Annotated in this window: 16 protein-coding genes; all 16 read right to left on the bottom strand. The window is 51.7% G+C overall.

The features are described from left to right. Nucleotides 1–1175 (bottom strand): DNA polymerase III subunit alpha (gene dnaE / locus WAO31_RS05895; RefSeq protein WP_509591394.1); only part of this gene is annotated, 1175 nt, incomplete at its 3' end. A gap of 53 nt (nt 1176–1228) precedes the next feature. Beyond that, the gene (locus WAO31_RS05890; protein WP_509591392.1) at nt 1229–2146 is read right to left on the bottom strand and encodes an RluA family pseudouridine synthase; all 918 of its coding nucleotides are present in this window, start codon (nt 2144–2146) and stop codon (nt 1229–1231) included. Beyond that, nucleotides 2143–2649: a signal peptidase II gene (locus WAO31_RS05885; RefSeq protein ID WP_509591390.1), complete on the bottom strand. Its 507-nt coding sequence runs from the start codon at nt 2647–2649 to the stop codon at nt 2143–2145. The genes WAO31_RS05890 and WAO31_RS05885 overlap by 4 nt, the downstream gene beginning before the upstream one ends. Before the next feature lie 9 nt (nt 2650–2658). Then, the gene (locus WAO31_RS05880) at nt 2659–3285 is read right to left on the bottom strand and encodes a DivIVA domain-containing protein (RefSeq protein WP_509591388.1); all 627 of its coding nucleotides are present in this window, start codon (nt 3283–3285) and stop codon (nt 2659–2661) included. A 76-nt stretch (nt 3286–3361) separates the two neighbouring features. Then, on the bottom strand, nt 3362–3646 hold the full coding sequence (locus WAO31_RS05875; protein WP_509591386.1) for a YggT family protein: 285 nt from the start codon (nt 3644–3646) through the stop codon (nt 3362–3364). Nucleotides 3647–3655: 9 nt separating this feature from the next. After that, nucleotides 3656–4084: a cell division protein SepF gene (locus WAO31_RS05870; protein ID WP_509591384.1), complete on the bottom strand. Its 429-nt coding sequence runs from the start codon at nt 4082–4084 to the stop codon at nt 3656–3658. A 37-nt stretch (nt 4085–4121) separates the two neighbouring features. After that, nucleotides 4122–4808, bottom strand: a complete 687-nt coding sequence (locus WAO31_RS05865; protein ID WP_509591382.1) for a YggS family pyridoxal phosphate-dependent enzyme — start codon at nt 4806–4808, stop codon at nt 4122–4124. After that, nucleotides 4809–6038 (bottom strand): cell division protein FtsZ, encoded by a 1230-nt coding sequence (ftsZ, locus tag WAO31_RS05860; protein WP_509591380.1) that lies wholly within the window; start codon nt 6036–6038, stop codon nt 4809–4811. Nucleotides 6039–6195: 157 nt separating this feature from the next. Further along, the gene (locus tag WAO31_RS05855; RefSeq protein ID WP_509591377.1) at nt 6196–7026 is read right to left on the bottom strand and encodes an FtsQ-type POTRA domain-containing protein; all 831 of its coding nucleotides are present in this window, start codon (nt 7024–7026) and stop codon (nt 6196–6198) included. 3 nt (nt 7027–7029) lie between these two features. Then, complete coding sequence (gene murC, locus WAO31_RS05850) at nt 7030–8415, bottom strand: UDP-N-acetylmuramate--L-alanine ligase (protein WP_509591375.1); 1386 nt, start codon at nt 8413–8415, stop codon at nt 7030–7032. Then, nucleotides 8412–9488 carry a UDP-N-acetylglucosamine--N-acetylmuramyl-(pentapeptide) pyrophosphoryl-undecaprenol N-acetylglucosamine transferase gene (locus WAO31_RS05845; protein WP_509591373.1) on the bottom strand — a complete coding sequence of 359 codons (1077 nt, stop codon included), beginning with the start codon at nt 9486–9488 and terminating at the stop codon, nt 8412–8414. Before WAO31_RS05845 ends, murC begins: the two co-directional genes overlap by 4 nt. After that, nucleotides 9485–10696, bottom strand: a complete 1212-nt coding sequence (ftsW, locus tag WAO31_RS05840) for a putative lipid II flippase FtsW (protein WP_509591370.1) — start codon at nt 10694–10696, stop codon at nt 9485–9487. The genes WAO31_RS05845 and ftsW overlap by 4 nt, the downstream gene beginning before the upstream one ends. After that, on the bottom strand, nt 10696–12168 hold the full coding sequence (gene murD, locus WAO31_RS05835) for a UDP-N-acetylmuramoyl-L-alanine--D-glutamate ligase (RefSeq protein WP_509591368.1): 1473 nt from the start codon (nt 12166–12168) through the stop codon (nt 10696–10698). Before murD ends, ftsW begins: the two co-directional genes overlap by 1 nt. Further along, entirely contained in the window at nt 12161–13246 is a 1086-nt protein-coding gene (gene mraY / locus WAO31_RS05830) for a phospho-N-acetylmuramoyl-pentapeptide-transferase (RefSeq protein ID WP_509591366.1), read from the bottom strand. The genes murD and mraY overlap by 8 nt, the downstream gene beginning before the upstream one ends. Next, nucleotides 13243–14640 (bottom strand): UDP-N-acetylmuramoyl-tripeptide--D-alanyl-D-alanine ligase, encoded by a 1398-nt coding sequence (locus WAO31_RS05825; protein WP_509591363.1) that lies wholly within the window; start codon nt 14638–14640, stop codon nt 13243–13245. The genes mraY and WAO31_RS05825 overlap by 4 nt, the downstream gene beginning before the upstream one ends. Beyond that, nucleotides 14637–15418 (bottom strand): glutamate ligase domain-containing protein (locus tag WAO31_RS05820; protein ID WP_509591361.1); only part of this gene is annotated, 782 nt, incomplete at its 5' end. The genes WAO31_RS05820 and WAO31_RS05825, both read right to left, overlap by 4 nt.

Below are 15418 nucleotides of genomic sequence, written 5' to 3'. Positions count from 1 at the left end.
GGATCTAGCTCAGTAATTCCCATGGCGTAAGCAACAATTGATCCAGCAGCCGACCCTCGGCCTGGGCCAACCCGAATACCCTGAGCCCTTGCCCAAGCTATGAAGTCCGATACCACCAGGAAGTAGCCGGGAAAGCCCATCTGCGCGATGACGTTTACTTCATATTCCGCTTGCTTGGCCTGCCGCTCCGGAACTTGCTCTCCGTACCTTCGCTTCATGCCTCGTTCAACCTCTTTAGCAAACCAACTGGCCTCGGTTTCCCCTTCGGGCAGCGGGAACTTGGGCATTAGGTCGCGCTTTTTGAATTCAACATTGCAGCGCTCGGCGATAAGCAGAGTGTTGTCACAAGCTTCCGGGTGGTCTCTAAAAAGCTCACGCATCTGTTCGGCCGATTTTAGGTAAAACTCTCGGCCATCAAACTTGAAGCGATTCGGATCCAGCAGGTTAGTCCCTGACTGCACACAAAGCAGGGCCTCGTGACTAGTGGCATCGGAGGCGTGGGTGTAGTGAAGGTCATTAGTTGCAACCAGTGGCAAAGATAAATCCTTAGCCAGCCTCAAAAGCTCCGGCATCGCCCGGCGCTCTATGTCAATCCCGTGGTCCATAATTTCAACAAAATAGTTGTCTTTACCAAACACGTCTCGGTAATAAGCGGCTGCTTCTAAAGCTTTGTCGTACTGGCCCAACCTGATGAGGGTTTGCACCTCACCCGATGCGCAACCGGTTGTTGCGATGATGCCCTTGCCATACTCCTCTAAAAGTTCACGGTCCATCCTTGGCTTGAAGTAGAAACCGTCCAACCAGGCCTTGGAAGACATCTTAAAAAGGTTGTACATGCCTTCAGTGGTTTCCGCAAACATCGTGAGATGCGTGAATGCTCCACCTCCGGAAACGTCATCTTCGCCACCACTTCCCCACTGAACCCTGGTGCGCTCGGTTCTTTTGGTTCCCGGAGCTAGGTAGGCCTCAATTCCAATTATTGGCTTTACGCCACTAGCCTTTGCCGTCTGATAGAACTCGTAGGCCCCGAAACTGTTACCGTGATCAGTAATCGCAATTGCCGGCATTTCCATGCGGGCAGCCTCCTCGATGAGTGGCTTGACCCTTGCCGCACCGTCGAGCATCGAGTATTCGCTATGCACATGGAGGTGCACAAAAGAATCTTTTGCTGACAATCTGGCCTTCTAAATCTTGAACTAGGTGGTTTGGATTTTTAGCCTAAGGCTTCCTAGGCCCGAAGCTTAACAAGCACCTCGGCCAAGTCCCTCGGGTACTCGGACACAAAATGCATTTGCTCACCCGTGATGGGATGTGAGAAACCAAGCTCCTTGGCGTGCAGCCACTGCCTGTCAATTGAAAGCTTTTTGGCAAGAGTCGGATCTGCCCCGTACATCGTGTCGCCAAGCAAGGGGTGCCTAAATGCGGAAAAGTGAACCCGGATTTGATGGGTCCGACCGGTCTCCAAGATAACCTCTACGAGCGAAACAGCTGCAAACAGCTCGAGGGATTTGTAGTGCGTGACCGATGGTTTACCACTGTCCATAACCGCGAACTTGAACTCCGCCTTTTGGTGCCTACCGATTGGAGCATCAAAAGTTCCCTCGGAGGGATCTGGGTGACCTTGAATCATGGCGTGATAAACCTTGTGGACTGCTCTGTCGCGAAAAGCCTGTTTGAGCCTTGAATATGCAATCTCGGACTTTGCGAGCATCATCAAACCACTTGTTCCAATGTCCAGTCGTTGGACAATTCCCTGGCGCTCCTGGGCTCCAGAGGTGGACAGTGAAATACCCCGGGCAAGCAAAGCTCCGGCGACAGTTGGTCCATCAAAACCAACAGTTGGGTGGGCAACCACCCCGGCAGGCTTATCTACGACGATTAGGTCCTCGTCTTGATAAATAATCGAAAGCTCAGCAACCGGTGTTTCAACCACCTTGAGAGGTTCTTGAGGCTTTGGTGGGTCAATCACCAGAGTGTCACCTTGACTTAAGCGATCGGATTTCCCAAGCAGTTTCTTGCCAACCCTTGCCCCACCCGACTCACATACCTCAGCCGCAGCCGAACGGGAAATGCCAATCAGCCTTGAAATTGCGGTGTCAACTCGCTCGCCTGCCAGCGAGGAATCTATTTCGAAACTCTCGCTCATTTTTGCCTGGGTTCGACTCCGCCGAGATATTCCCCTCGGTAAACCCGGATCACGGTCAGAATCGCCATGGAAACAATAAAGACATCGGCGAGGTTGAACACAGGAAAGTTGAACGGAATACGAATGAAGTCAACCACGTGACCGTTTCCTAAACTTGGCTCGCGAATCAATCGATCGATTAGATTACCAACCACTCCTCCCAAGAAAATACCGGTCATTATTTGCCAAGACACCGAGGTTATTCTTCTGGCAAACCATATCGTCGCAAGCGTGGCAACGGCAGAAATTACCGCCAGTATCCAGGTATAGCCGAAGCCAAGTGAGAAAGCAGCCGAGTCGTTATATACCAAGCGCCAGGTAAGAATCTCCCCGATTACCTCATAGTTCACGCCGAGTTCTAAAGAGGCAATTGCAAGATTTTTGGTGAACTGATCGACGAAGATTAGACCCAGAGCAATGGCCAGATACAGCCAACTCTTAGCGGCTGCTTTTTTCTTGACCAAGAGCCAGCACTACCCGCTGATGCCGGGTGTGTTTCCAGGTGCCTGCTGCTGTGGGGCGACACCCGCGGAGTCAAGCTCAGAAAGCTGAGACTCAATATAGGACTTTAATCTCGTGCGGTACTCACGCTCGAAGGTACGAAGCTCCTGAATGCGGTGCTCGATTACTGCCTTCTCCTGCTCGAGACGGTTCATGTCGGCTCTCTGCTGAGCCTCTGCCTCGCGCACCAGCCTGGCCGCTGTAGCGTGACCCTCGGCGATTAACTCATCGCGCTTGACCATACCCTCGCGAACATGCTCGTCGTGAAGCTTTCTAGCGAGCTGAAGCAAGTTGTTGGTGTTGGAAGAATCTAAAGTGGAAGGATCTGAAACTGCCTCTGGGAATGCCATCGGAGGAGTTGGTACAGAGGGAGCCTGCGCGAGCTGAGCAGGAAGCTCCGCTCCACTTCTTTGAAGTTCAGCAATTCGGCCATCTGCTGCTAGAAGTCTTCTTCGTAGATCCTCGTTCTCCTGGTACAGCCTCCGAAGCTCGATGACAATTTCGTCTAGAAAATCATCTACCTCATCCTGGTCGTAGCCTTCACGGAATTTGGTTGGCTGAAATCTCTTGTTGACTACATCTTCTGGAGTTAGTGGCATTACTGTCTTTCCTCTTTAGATCGGCTGACTGGGCCTTTGCTCGAACAAGCCTAACGCATTAGGTAAAACGTCGCCATTAGAGCCCCTGAACGAGGCCTCTTGCAAACACTACGGCTAGAACCAATACGGTCCAGGCAAAATCTAGAGAAATACCACCCAATTGAACCGGCTTTATGAACTGCCGAAGAAACTTCAGGGGTGGGTCTGTGAGGGTGAAGATAACCTCAGCTACCGGAAGCAAGAGACCCTTGGGCCGAAAGGATGGGTTGACAGACATCAGGAGATCCAGAATCAATCGACCAATCAGCGCATAGAAGTAAATCTGAAGCGCCCAGTATGCGATAAGTGCAATCGGGCTCATATGAAGAACTTACGGGCGAACTAGTAGGTCGTCAACTTCACTGGTGTCCTGGGCCGCCTGCTCTTCGTTCACGGCAACGTGAGTAGGGGTCAGCAAAAACACCTTTGGAGTGACGCGACGCATGTGCCCCTCAAGTCCTTCTTTTAGGCCAAGCATGAAATCAAGCATGCGACGAGAATCTACCTCGCTCATCTCCCCCATGTTCACGATCACGGGGATACCGACACGGTAGTGAGCGGCAACCAGAGGTGCCTCTTCGTAGGCCTTTGGTTCGATTGTGAAAATCTCTGCCACGTCGTTAGAGCCTCTTCTCGGGCGAGGGCTTATGACGCGAGCGGGGCGAGCAGCGGGCGTCACTGGCTCCTGACGTGTAGGCAACTCGTTGGACTCCTCTGCGAATCCGAGAAATTCCATGCTGCGCTTTAGTATTCCGGCCATAAGTTCCTCCTGGGGTTTAGCTAAAACAAGAATATGGCTAGTTGGGCCGATTCCCTGTTATTGCCGTGCCAATTCGTAAGTGTGTCGCGCCATAGGTAATGGCTGCCTCAAAGTCTCCAGACATGCCCATAGACAGCCGGCTGGCCTCTGGAGCCAGTCGCTGAATGTCCTGGGACAGGGTCGCCAGTCTCTCAAACTCGGCCTCAGGGGCAACCTCGAGACCACCAACCCCCATCAGGCCAACTAGCTCAAGTCCCGGGCTTTCTAAAACGCGTTCAGCAAATGAACCGAGATCTTTTGGCGCAATTCCTCCGCGAGCTTCATCTTCGGTCATGTTCACCTGAATAAAGACCTTGAGCGGGTGCTGTCTCTCGCGGGTTCTTTTTTGGAGCTCATCTAAAAGCGACGGCCTATCAAGGGAGTGCAAGAAACCTGCGTATTCCAGAACCGACTTGACCTTATTGGTCTGAAGTTGGCCAATGAAGTGCCAGTTGTAATCTTGCGAAGCTTCTTCGGCAATTAGTTTGGCTTTGGGAGCTGCATCCTGATCCCTGTTTTCGCCAAAGTCCCGGGCGCCCAAGTCCAAAAGATCCAACACAAGCTGGTGAGGGTGATTCTTGGTGACGACCACCAGGGTAATGTCCTCAAGGTTTCGTGAACTTGCCTTAGCGGCGCCCTCCACGCGTTCCATGATCGCCTGGTAGCGGGTGCGCAAATCGCTCAATTAACCTCTGAGAAATTCTGGAATGTCTAGATCGTCGCCAAATGTGCCGTCTGCAGTCTGCGGTCTGCTCGGAAGATTTGGCGAATCATCAATCTCAATCTCGACTTCTGGCGCGTAGTCCAAAGCAAAGCTCTGAGCCGGTACCGGCTCAGGCTCAACTTCAATAGCAGGTGTGTCAAAAAACGAAACGGAAGAAACTTCGGGTTCAACAATTGGAGCAGTCATTGGCTTAGCTTCCGAAACTTCTGCGAAAACTGTTCTCGGTGCCTTTCTAATTTTTGGAAGGCCCCCGTCGAATCCGGCAGAGATAACGGTGATGCGAACTTCGTCCCCGAGAGTGTCGTCGATTGTGGTTCCGTAAATAATGTTCGCTTCTGGGCTCACGGCTTCCTGAACCAACCTGGCTGCCTCATCAATTTCGTGTAGTCCAAGATCAGAAGCTCCCTGAACCAAAAGCAGAACTCCGTGAGCTCCCTCAATGCTTGCCTCAAGTAGAGGGGACGAGACTGCCATCTCGGCGGCTCTAACTGCGCGGTCTTCACCCTTAGCGGTACCGATACCCATCAAGGCCGAACCGGCACCCTGCATTACTGACTTGACGTCAGCGAAGTCCAAGTTAATTAGCCCAGGTGTTGTGATCAGGTCGGTGATGCCCTGCACACCGGCCCGAAGTACGTCGTCTGCGGTGTTGAAGGCTTCCACAACTGACACGGTCTTGTTTGCGATTTCAAGCAATCTCTGGTTTGGAACCACAATCAAGGTGTCAACCTCGGTTCGAAGCGCTTCAATTCCACGCTCTGCCTGTTGCATTCTTCGCTTACCTTCAAAACCAAACGGCTTTGTCACCACTCCAACCGTTAGAGCGCCAACGCGCTTTGCCACACGAGCAACAATTGGGGCGGCACCGGTTCCGGTTCCTCCACCCTCGCCCGCGGTTACAAAAACCATGTCGGCGCCGCGAAGCGCAGCTTCCATTTCCTCTTCATGGTCCTCGGCGGCACGCTTACCAATTTCAGGATCCGCTCCGGCGCCAAGACCGCGGGTTAGGTCCCTCCCGATGTCTAGTTTGACGTGAGCTTCGCTCATTAGAAGTGCCTGAGCATCAGTGTTAATCGCAACGAACTCGACTCCTCGCAATCCAGACTCGATCATGCGATTCAGTGCGTTTACGCCACCGCCACCAACTCCAACGACCTTTATAACGGCCAGGTAGTTCTGGTTTAGCCCCATAATGCTCCTTCAAATCAGTGACCGTGATTTTCCACGGTTGGTGCGAATGACAAACCCTCAAGCTCAGCTTTAGCCTTAAGCTCTTCGACGGTTTGTTCTCCGCGCCAAAAAAATAGGCCCAGAAGGCCCATTTATGGCGCAACATGGGCGGGCGTGTCTAAAAATTATCGAACCGAACAACTGGGGCGTTGGGGGAAGAAACATCGAAGGTCACCGAGCTGTCCTTCTCATGATTCTTCATTAGTGCTTGAAGCACCTTAGATTTCAGAACCGAATCAGAACTATCTCCCCAGATGATTCTTTGGTTGGTGACGGACCGAAGACTCATCTGAACATCATCCTTGCTCCTGGCTTCAATGAATTCAACCTGGTCCAATAGGTCCTCCGGAAGCGCCATCAGCACTTCGATGGAGTTTCTAAAACGCTGAGAATTTAGCGGGTTCTCGCTGATTACTATTTCAGGCAACATATCATCCCCTGAGGATTTGCCGATTCGAACACCAGCTGGATCGTAGAGCCAACGAGCACCGCCAGAGGTGATGATGCAAATAGGCTGGCGCTCCGAGATCCGAATACTGAGGCCGTTGGGTGGAACGGCCGTTGCAGAAAAACTCTCAATCAAATCAAAATCAGCGAGTGATTCAGCAACCTCTTGCTCACGCAGCAGAGGAAGTGGAGTGCCGATGTGAGACTTAAGAGCGTTAGAGATTTGCTCCGCGTTTATTCTTTCGGTACCGGAAACAATAATTTCCTTTACTGCGAGAAGCGGCGAAAAGGATGCAACCGCAACTACACCCATCAAAGCGACCAGCGATCCGATACTTACGGATGCAACAATCCTTCTAACCCGACGAGTTGAAATCATGCGACCAACCAATGAGTTCTCCAACTCTCGCTGGGTGATTCGCTTGGGTGCCTTGGCCAGAGTGTTTAGCTGCTGCCGCTGACGCTTTTCGTTGGGCAGTTTCTTGGAAAGTGGTCGCTTCATCTTTTACTTGGCTTGAAGAGCCTCTAGTAGCTCTGGGGCCATGCGGTAGACATCCCCGCATCCCATCGTCATAACGAAGTCACCCTCTTGAGCAAGCGAAGCTGCCACCGCGGGCGCATCCGACCAATTTGGGACGTAGTGAATTCGCGCCTTGTCGGCGAATTTCTCATAGATTAACTCACCCGTTACCCCGGGCTCGGGATCTTCACGCGCTGCGTAAATATCCAGCAACACCACCTCGTCACTGGCTGCTAATACCTCGGCGAATTCCTTGGCAAATAATCTGGTTCGAGAGTAAAGGTGGGGCTGAAACACCGTAATTATTTTGCCGGAACCAACCACTGCGCGAGCACCGTTTAGGGCAGCCGCTACTTCGGTTGGATGATGAGCGAAGTCGTCGTAGACACAGACGCCCCGCTCTGTGCCATGGAGTTGAAAACGGCGTTCGGTCCCCTGAAACTTTTCAACCGATTGCACAGCCTTTTGAAAATCAAAACCGAGTCCAACTAAAGTCGCAACGGCACCAGCGGCATTTAAGGCATTGTGTCTACCGGCTAAAACCAGTGTCGCGCCTAAGGTCTCACCCTGGTAAACCAACTCGAACGAAACCCTTGCATTTTCAACAATGTTTTGAACCCGAACATCTGCGCTCAAGGCTTCACCAAAGCTGATCATCGGCCTGGTGATAAGTTTTGAGACCTCCTTGGAGCCTTCATCATCAGAACTAATGACTACGAACTCTTTGGATTTATTTGCAAAATCACCAAAGACACTGTGGAAGGCTTTGATACTTCCGTAGTGATCTAGGTGATCCGGATCGACGTTGGTAATCAAGCTAATTGAAGTGTCGTAGTGCAGGAAAGAGCCATCGGATTCATCGGCCTCAATCACAAAAAGCTCTCCCGAGCCTGAATTAGAACTGGCACCAATTGAATTGATTACGCCGCCGTTTACAAAGCTAGGGTCCTGCCCAAGTTCTAGTAGGGCGGTAATCAACATCCCCGTTGAAGTTGTCTTGCCGTGAGCTCCGGCCACTGCTATAAGTCTCTTTTGAGAAGCCAAAGACGCCAACGCCTGAGAGCGGTGAATAACGGGGATGTTCTTTTCTTTTGCAAGCAGGTACTCGGGATTGGTCGGCCATAGCGCGCTTGTGACAACTACGGTGTCTGGATCTCCTAGGTGAGACTTATCGTGACCGATAGAAATTGAGGCGCCTAGTGCTCGAAGCGCCTTTACGTTGTCGGTGTCTCGAAGGTCGCTTCCCGTGACTTTGTGCCCCATTCCAATGAGGATTCGAGCGATACCGCTCATGCCGGAGCCGCCAATACCAATGAAATGAACCACGCCGAGGTTTTCGGGAACGGCTTGCGAGAAATCAGGCTTAATCATTTCCTTGAGAGTACCTCGTCTATCAAAGTAATGAAGCGTTCCGTCCCATCCAACACCCCAGCCTCAGCTGCATTAGCAGCCATCTCGGCCAGCTTCTTGGTATCGGAGAGCATTGGAATAAGCGTTGACCTCACGTACTCCAAAGTGAAATCCGAATCCAAAACACTAATTCCCCCTCCGGCTGAAACCACGTCGGCTAGGTTCCAATTTTGCTCGCCGTTTCCAACCGGATAAGGCACATAGAGAGCCGGCAGGCCAACGGCTGAAAACTCAGAAACCGTTGCGGCTCCGGCTCTGCATATGGCGAAATCAGCCGCCGCAATTGCAAGCTCCATTTGGTCCAGGTATCTGATCCTTCGATACTCCGGCTCGGAGACTTCATCCAGTTCGCTTGATCCACCAACAATGTGTAAAACCTGGATTCCCGCCGCAACGAGCAGCGGTCTGGCGCTATCGATGGTTTGATTGATGCTTTTTGCCCCCAAAGACCCGCCGGTAACCAACAGGGTTAATTGATCACTCTTTAGTCCAAAATGCTTTCTCGCGCCAGCAAAATCCTTCTTCTCGGCCAGCGCGACAATTTCTTTACGGATCGGCATCCCAACAAACTCGGTGTGCTTTAGCTGGGCAGAACGAAATGCCTTACCCGCCGCGCTGGCAAACCGATTCCCAAATTTATTTGCAATCCCAGGTAGCGCGTTGGCCTCGTGAATAATCAGTGGAACTTTTTCCATACGCGAGGCGAGATATGCCGGCGCGCTGACGTACCCCCCAAATCCGATCACGGCAGTAATTGAGTGAGCCCTGATGTACTTGCGGACTCTAGAAACCGCGAACAAAAATCTAAACGGAAACACGATTGCGTAAAAATCGGGTCTTCTCGGAAACGGTAGCTTTTCGATGAACAGAAGCTCAAGTCCCGCCTCGGGAACTAGCCTCGACTCCAAACCAGCCTTGGTGCCAAGAACCCAGATGTTGTCAGAGGGATTCCGAGTGGCCAGGGCTCGCGCGACAGTGAGCAGCGGGTTCACATGACCTGCGGTCCCACCGCCGGTCAAGAGGTAGTTTGTCAACGCGCTGCTCCCCTAGAGCCCTGCCGGTGATTGTTCTTTTCAAATGCGAGCACCAGTCCGATTCCAGCAAGGGTTGCAATAAGTGAAGACCCTCCGGCTGAAATAAGCGGGAGTGGAACACCGAGAACGGGGACCAGACCGAGCACAACCGAAATGTTTACGGCTCCCTGACTCATAATCCAAACCGCGACTCCCAAGCTTGCGACTCGGGCAAAAGTATCGGTTGAGCGCAACATCACACGAATTAGAGATGCTGAGAGAAGTACAAAGAGCCCAATCACAACGAGGGCTCCCACTAGGCCTAGTTCCTCACCCACGATTGCAAAAATAAAGTCGTTTTCCACTTCAGGAATCCAAGACCACTTCATCTTTGAATTTCCGAGGCCCACACCAAAAATTCCACCGGCGGCTAACGCCCAAGTGCCGTGCTCGTACTGCCAATTGAAAGCTTCCGAAGAGGCGGTTCCGGGGTTTAGCCAAGCAGTGATTCGTGCCATTCGTGACGCGCTGGTAGCGGCGGCAATCGCCGCCAAAGCAATTGCCACAAGCGCCACTTGACTCAATATTTTTAGCGGAGCACCCGAGACGATTAGAACCCCAAAAATAATGAAGGCAAAGATAACTGCGGTTCCCAAGTCACCACCGGCCATCACAAGGAAAATTGCTCCGCCCCCAACTGCGAGGAGTGGTAGCACCAGCCGCTTGGGGTCATCCATTTCATATTCTCTATTTGAGATGAACCACCCCATGTACATAATCAGTGCTAACTTCAAAAACTCCGAGGGCTGCAGTGTAAATCCGGCGATCGAAATCCAGTTGGTGTTTCCGTTAACTGAGATTCCAATAAATGGAACAGCCAGCTGCAGTCCAAAGCCAATCATCAACACCAGGCCAACGCGCCTCTTGATGAAATTAATGGACAGGCTGGCAATAAAGAGCATGAGGGAAAGGCCAATGAGTGCATAAATGAGCTGCCTGGAGAAAATATAAAAGGCGTCTCGGTTTGCCACTAGGGAGTCAATTGAGGAAGAGGACAAGACCATCACTAGGCCAAAAACCACAAGGAAACTGGTGAGTCCGGCCAAGCGATAGAAATAAATTGATTCGGCTTTGAAGTTGTCCTGAATCCAATCCTTCAGCTTCTGAACGGGATTGGAGCGCGCCTTGACTGAAGTGCGAGCTTTACTCGCGGAGGTGTTTCTCGCCATCACTTCTCAGCTCCAAGTGCGATAACCGCAGCCCTAAACATTTCTCCACGCTCTTGATAATTCAAAAACTGATCCATCGAAGCTGCTGCCGGAGCCAACAACACCACATCTCCGGTTTGGGCCAAACCAGAGGCGGCGGATACAGCTCTTTGCATGACCCGATCGTCCTCCTGAATCTCAACCACTGGCACACTGGGTGCCAAAAGCGAAAACGCTTCCCTAATTTCAGCACGGTCGCGCCCAATAACAACGGCACCACGCAGTGTGGGCCCAAATTCGCCAATCAGCTGCGAAATATCCACACCCTTCAAGAGCCCACCTAGAATCCAAACCACATTGTCAAAGGATCGTAAAGATGCGCTTGCGGCGTGGGCATTGGTCGCTTTTGAGTCGTTTATGTACCGAACGCCAGAAACTTCCGTCACCAACTCAATCCGGTGAGCAGACACACTAAAGGCCGAAAGGGCCGTTCGACAATCACCTGGTGCCACCCCATAGCTTCTTGCCAATGCGGTTGCTGCCGCAATATTGCTCAGAAGGTGAGGCGTTAGAACACCGAAGCCGGCAAGATCTTCAAGGCTTGCAATCTCGAGAGCCGAATCAGCTCGCTCTTCTAAAAATGCCCGATCAACCAACAAATTTTCAACATATCCGACGTTGCTTCTTGCCGGAGCCGAAAGACCAAACCCAATTGCACGAGCCCCCTCTTGAACTTCGGCTGCCTCAACTAAGTCTTCCGTCGTTTTATCCTCGAGGTTATAAACGCAGGCCACTTTAGTATTTTCATACATCCGACCTTTTGCACCGCGATAGTTTTCAAAACTGCCGTGCCAATCCAGGTGATCGTGTGCCACATTCAAGACAGCGGAGCTAAATGGTTCTATTTGATCTAGGTAATGCAGTTGGAAACTGGAGAGCTCCACAACTAAAACTTGGTACTCAGCCGGATCCCTGATGCAGTCGAGAATCGGTTTTCCAATGTTGCCGCACGCAACTGCCCTGACACCTCCGGCCAGAAGCATTGCCTCGGTAATCTCCGTGGTGGTGGTTTTTCCGTTGGTACCGGTTATGCAGATCCACTCTTGACCGTCACCAAAGCGATCTTTGAGTCGCCAAGCCAGATCAACATCTGTCCAGATCGGGATTCCGGATGAATTTGCTACCTCGACAATCAAACTTGATGGCATCACACCGGGAGAAACAATCACTATATCTGGGGCGAAGGAAGTCATTGCCGCAGACAAAAAATCGGCACTTTCATCAACAACACTCTCGACACCAAGGACATCCAAAATGTCCAAAATCTCTGGATCTGCAGATTCGGCCAGTACCAAAAGTTTGGAGCCGAGTTCATGCAAAGTATCGGCCACCGAGAAGCCAGTTTTTCCAAGCCCAACGACGGCAACCTTAATTTTTGACCAGTCAGAATTCCAGCTGGTTAGCTTTGCGAGGTCTGCTCCATTATTAGCCATAGATCCACTCGAGATAGAAAAGACCAATACCAGCCAGCACTGATAGTCCGGCGATAATCCAGAAGCGAACCACAACAGTTATTTCGGCCCACCCCTTTAGTTCAAAGTGATGGTGCAGCGGACTCATGAGGAAGATGCGTTTACCCTTGGTGATCTTGAAATACGCACGCTGCAAAATAACTGAACCCGTGACAATGACAAAAAGGCCACCGATCAGGACAAGCAGAATTTCAGTCCGGGACAAAATAGCCAGTGCGGCAAGTGCTCCACCCAAGGCCATGGCTCCGGTGTCACCCATGATGATCTGTGCAGGGGAAGTATTCCACCACAAAAAGCCAATTGCAGCTCCAGTGATAGCCGCAGCAATAACTGCGAGATCCAGCGGGTCACGAACCTCGTAGCATCGGCTTAGATTTTCAACCGCGAGACCACATTGCTGGTTGAACTGCCAAAAACCGATCACCGCGTAGGCACCGATAGCCATGATGCTCGCTCCAATGGCTAGACCGTCAAGACCGTCTGCTATGTTCACACCGTTTGAGGTAGCGGAGATAAGCAAGAAAATCCAAAGCACAACCAGAACAGAACCCGCGACGGTTCCAAACATCATCAAATCAAATCCGGTGTCTCGAACAATAGAAATTTGGGTAGATGCAGGGGTAACGCCGCGAGAGTTTGGATTGCCAAAAGCGAAACTGGCAAATACCAAGGCAACTATCGCCTGACCTGCAATTTTGGCCCAGCCCCCAAGCCCTAGAGATCTCTGGCGCTGGGTTTTTATGAAGTCATCCACAAACCCAACTAAGCCAAGACCTACCATGGCCAGAATTACCAAAAGCGCCGACACCGTAGGAGTCTCGTTGTTTAGGAACTTTCCAGAAAAGTAACCGGTTACGGAGGCCAAAATGATAACCAGACCGCCCATGGTCGGTGTTCCTCTTTTGGTGTGGTGTGACTCTGGTCCATCATCTCTAATGAACTGTCCCCAGTTCCATTTTCTAAACAGCCAAATGAAAATAGGAGTCAGAGTCAGGGTGAATGCCATTGAAACGGCCCCAGCGAGAAGTAGCGCTCTCATTTACTTTGCTCCATGAGGTCGTCTCCCAAAAACCGTAAGTTAGCCGACTTGGATGATTTCACCAGGACGGTATCGCCATCTGCGAGTATCCCACGCAGATAGTCCAAAGCCTCGTCAATCGAGAGGAAAAACTGTGATTCGCCGTCCCAGGAGCCCTCCTGCGAAGCGCCCATGTGAATTAGCTTGGCACCGGCGCCAACCACCACCAGTTGGTCTATGTTGTACCGAACCACCAGACGCCCAATTGCGTCGTGCTCGTGAATCGAATACTCCCCGAGCTCGGCCATTTCTCCCAAAACAGCTACAGTCTTCGAGCCCATCTTGCCAAGTTGTGCCAGTGTTTGAAGGGCCGCCTTCATTGAGTCCGGGCTCGCGTTGTAGGCGTCGTTGATAATTGTCACCCCATCAGATCGGACCAGTCGCTGCATCCTCCAGCGCTCCGCCAGCTCCATCGCCTCGAGGGCTCCAATAATTTGTGATTTGGTAGCTCCCAGCAGGCTCGCTACAGTAGCCGCCGCCAAAGCGTTCATGATGTGGTGCTCGCCCAATATCCGAAGCGCCACAGTTGTTTCTTCGCCGTCCGGCCATTTCAAATCGAACGATGTTCCGGTTTTGGTGAGGGTAATTTCAGTTGCAGAGAACTCAGCTTCTGAATTAGTGCCAAAAAAGTGAACTTTGGCTCTAGTCCTGTTTTTCATTTCAGAGACCATACCGTCGTCAGAATTTAGAACGAGTAGGCCACCTTCTTCAATGGCTTCGGCCAACTCCCCCTTGATGAGGGCGGTATTTTCAATTCCGCCGAATTCACCGGCGTGTGCCATGCCAACTTTTAGGATGACGCCGATGTCGGGGCGTGCCATTTTGGCAAGGTAGGCAATCGAGCCAATCCCCTCGGCACCCATTTCGACCACAAGAAAATCAGTAGCCAAATCAGCCCTAAGAATAGAGATCGGCGCTCCAACTTTGTTGTTGAAGGATTCAATCGGAGCGATTGTGTTTCCAAGCTTAGAAAGAATCCCGCGAAGCATATTCTTGGTGGTGGTTTTGCCGTTTGAACCGGTAATCCCAATAACTTTTAGCTTGCCCTTGGATTTTAGCTTCTCAATCAGCCAGGCCGCCAGGAGCCCCAAAGCCTCAACGCTGTCACTAACAACCAACTGGGTTATGTCTACATCGACGGGTCTTTGAACAATCGCTAGCACCGCACCTTTTTGTTTAGCATCGGAAACAAAGTCATGCCCGTCGGCCTGCTCACCGGGTTTGGCGATGAACAAGCTTCCCTCGCCAACTAGCCTCGAATCAGTTTCAACCGAACCCGTGACTTGAACACTTTCGTCCCCGATGAGCTTTGCACCAAGCACGCTTTCAAGTTCACTGGCGGCAGCGCGAATCATTTCCAACCCGCTTCCGCTAGAGCTTGGCGAGCTTGCTCACGTCCGGAGTATTTGGTTCGAACTCCCATGATGTCTCGGTGTTCTTGATGGCCGGGCCCAAACCAGATAATGGTGTCCCCCTTTGAAACCATCGAAACTGCAATTCGAATTGCACGTTCAGGTCCCTCAAGGTTTCTGATGTCGTGATCTGGTCTTTCTGCAACTGCGCCTTCATAGATCATTTGACGGATCACCGCCGGATCTTCAAACCTCGGGTTGTGGTCGGTGACAATCACCGCGTCGCTGAGCCTGGCGCAAATGGCCCCGATCATTGGGCGCTTAATCTTGTCGCGGTCACCGTCAAGACCAACAACGATAATTAGCTTCCCGGTGGTTATATTTTTTACCGCCTTGATTGTCATCTCGATTGAATCTGGCGTGTGCCCAAAATCCACATAAACACTCGGTGCTCCCTCGGGAGCAACATTGTCTCCGCGACCGGCAATCGGAGCGTCAATTCCGTCTTTTAGAGCCTCTGCCAACTTCTTCCAATCGTGACCGGCCTGAATCGCCATCAGAATCGCCACTCCGGCATTGGATGCCATGTAGTCGCCGATGATTGGAACTGAGCTAGAAATCTTTTCACCGTTTGGGCCGAGTAAATCAAAAGCCGTCAGACCGGTGGCCTGCTTGGTCACCAAAACTTTCCAATCTGAGGGAATGTCTTCCCGAAGCGTGATCGTCACGCAGGGCACCTCGCTGGCTTCCAGAAAAGGCTGCCCGTACGAAGTGTCTAGAC

Origin of the sequence: Rhodoluna sp., assembly GCF_049276775.1 — a bacterium.
Lineage (GTDB): Bacteria > Actinomycetota > Actinomycetes > Actinomycetales > Microbacteriaceae > Rhodoluna.
This window is presented reverse-complemented; position numbering and strand designations above follow the sequence as displayed.

Bases quoted from the DNA above. Each gene is read 5' to 3' on its own strand.
- WAO31_RS05890 (WP_509591392.1), bottom strand. From the start codon at position 2,146: ATGAGCGAGAGTTTCGAAATAGATTCCTCGCTGGCAGGCGAGCGAGTT.
- WAO31_RS05880 (WP_509591388.1), bottom strand. From the start codon at position 3,285: ATGCCACTAACTCCAGAAGATGTAGTCAACAAGAGATTTCAGCCAACC.
- WAO31_RS05875 (WP_509591386.1), bottom strand. From the start codon at position 3,646: ATGAGCCCGATTGCACTTATCGCATACTGGGCGCTTCAGATTTACTTC.
- WAO31_RS05870 (WP_509591384.1), bottom strand. From the start codon at position 4,084: ATGGCCGGAATACTAAAGCGCAGCATGGAATTTCTCGGATTCGCAGAG.
- ftsZ (WP_509591380.1), bottom strand. From the start codon at position 6,038: ATGGGGCTAAACCAGAACTACCTGGCCGTTATAAAGGTCGTTGGAGTT.
- WAO31_RS05855 (WP_509591377.1), bottom strand. From the start codon at position 7,026: ATGAAGCGACCACTTTCCAAGAAACTGCCCAACGAAAAGCGTCAGCGG.
- murC (WP_509591375.1), bottom strand. From the start codon at position 8,415: ATGATTAAGCCTGATTTCTCGCAAGCCGTTCCCGAAAACCTCGGCGTG.
- ftsW (WP_509591370.1), bottom strand. From the start codon at position 10,696: ATGGCGAGAAACACCTCCGCGAGTAAAGCTCGCACTTCAGTCAAGGCG.
- murD (WP_509591368.1), bottom strand. From the start codon at position 12,168: ATGGCTAATAATGGAGCAGACCTCGCAAAGCTAACCAGCTGGAATTCT.
- mraY (WP_509591366.1), bottom strand. From the start codon at position 13,246: ATGAGAGCGCTACTTCTCGCTGGGGCCGTTTCAATGGCATTCACCCTG.
- WAO31_RS05825 (WP_509591363.1), bottom strand. From the start codon at position 14,640: ATGATTCGCGCTGCCGCCAGTGAACTTGAAAGCGTGCTTGGTGCAAAG.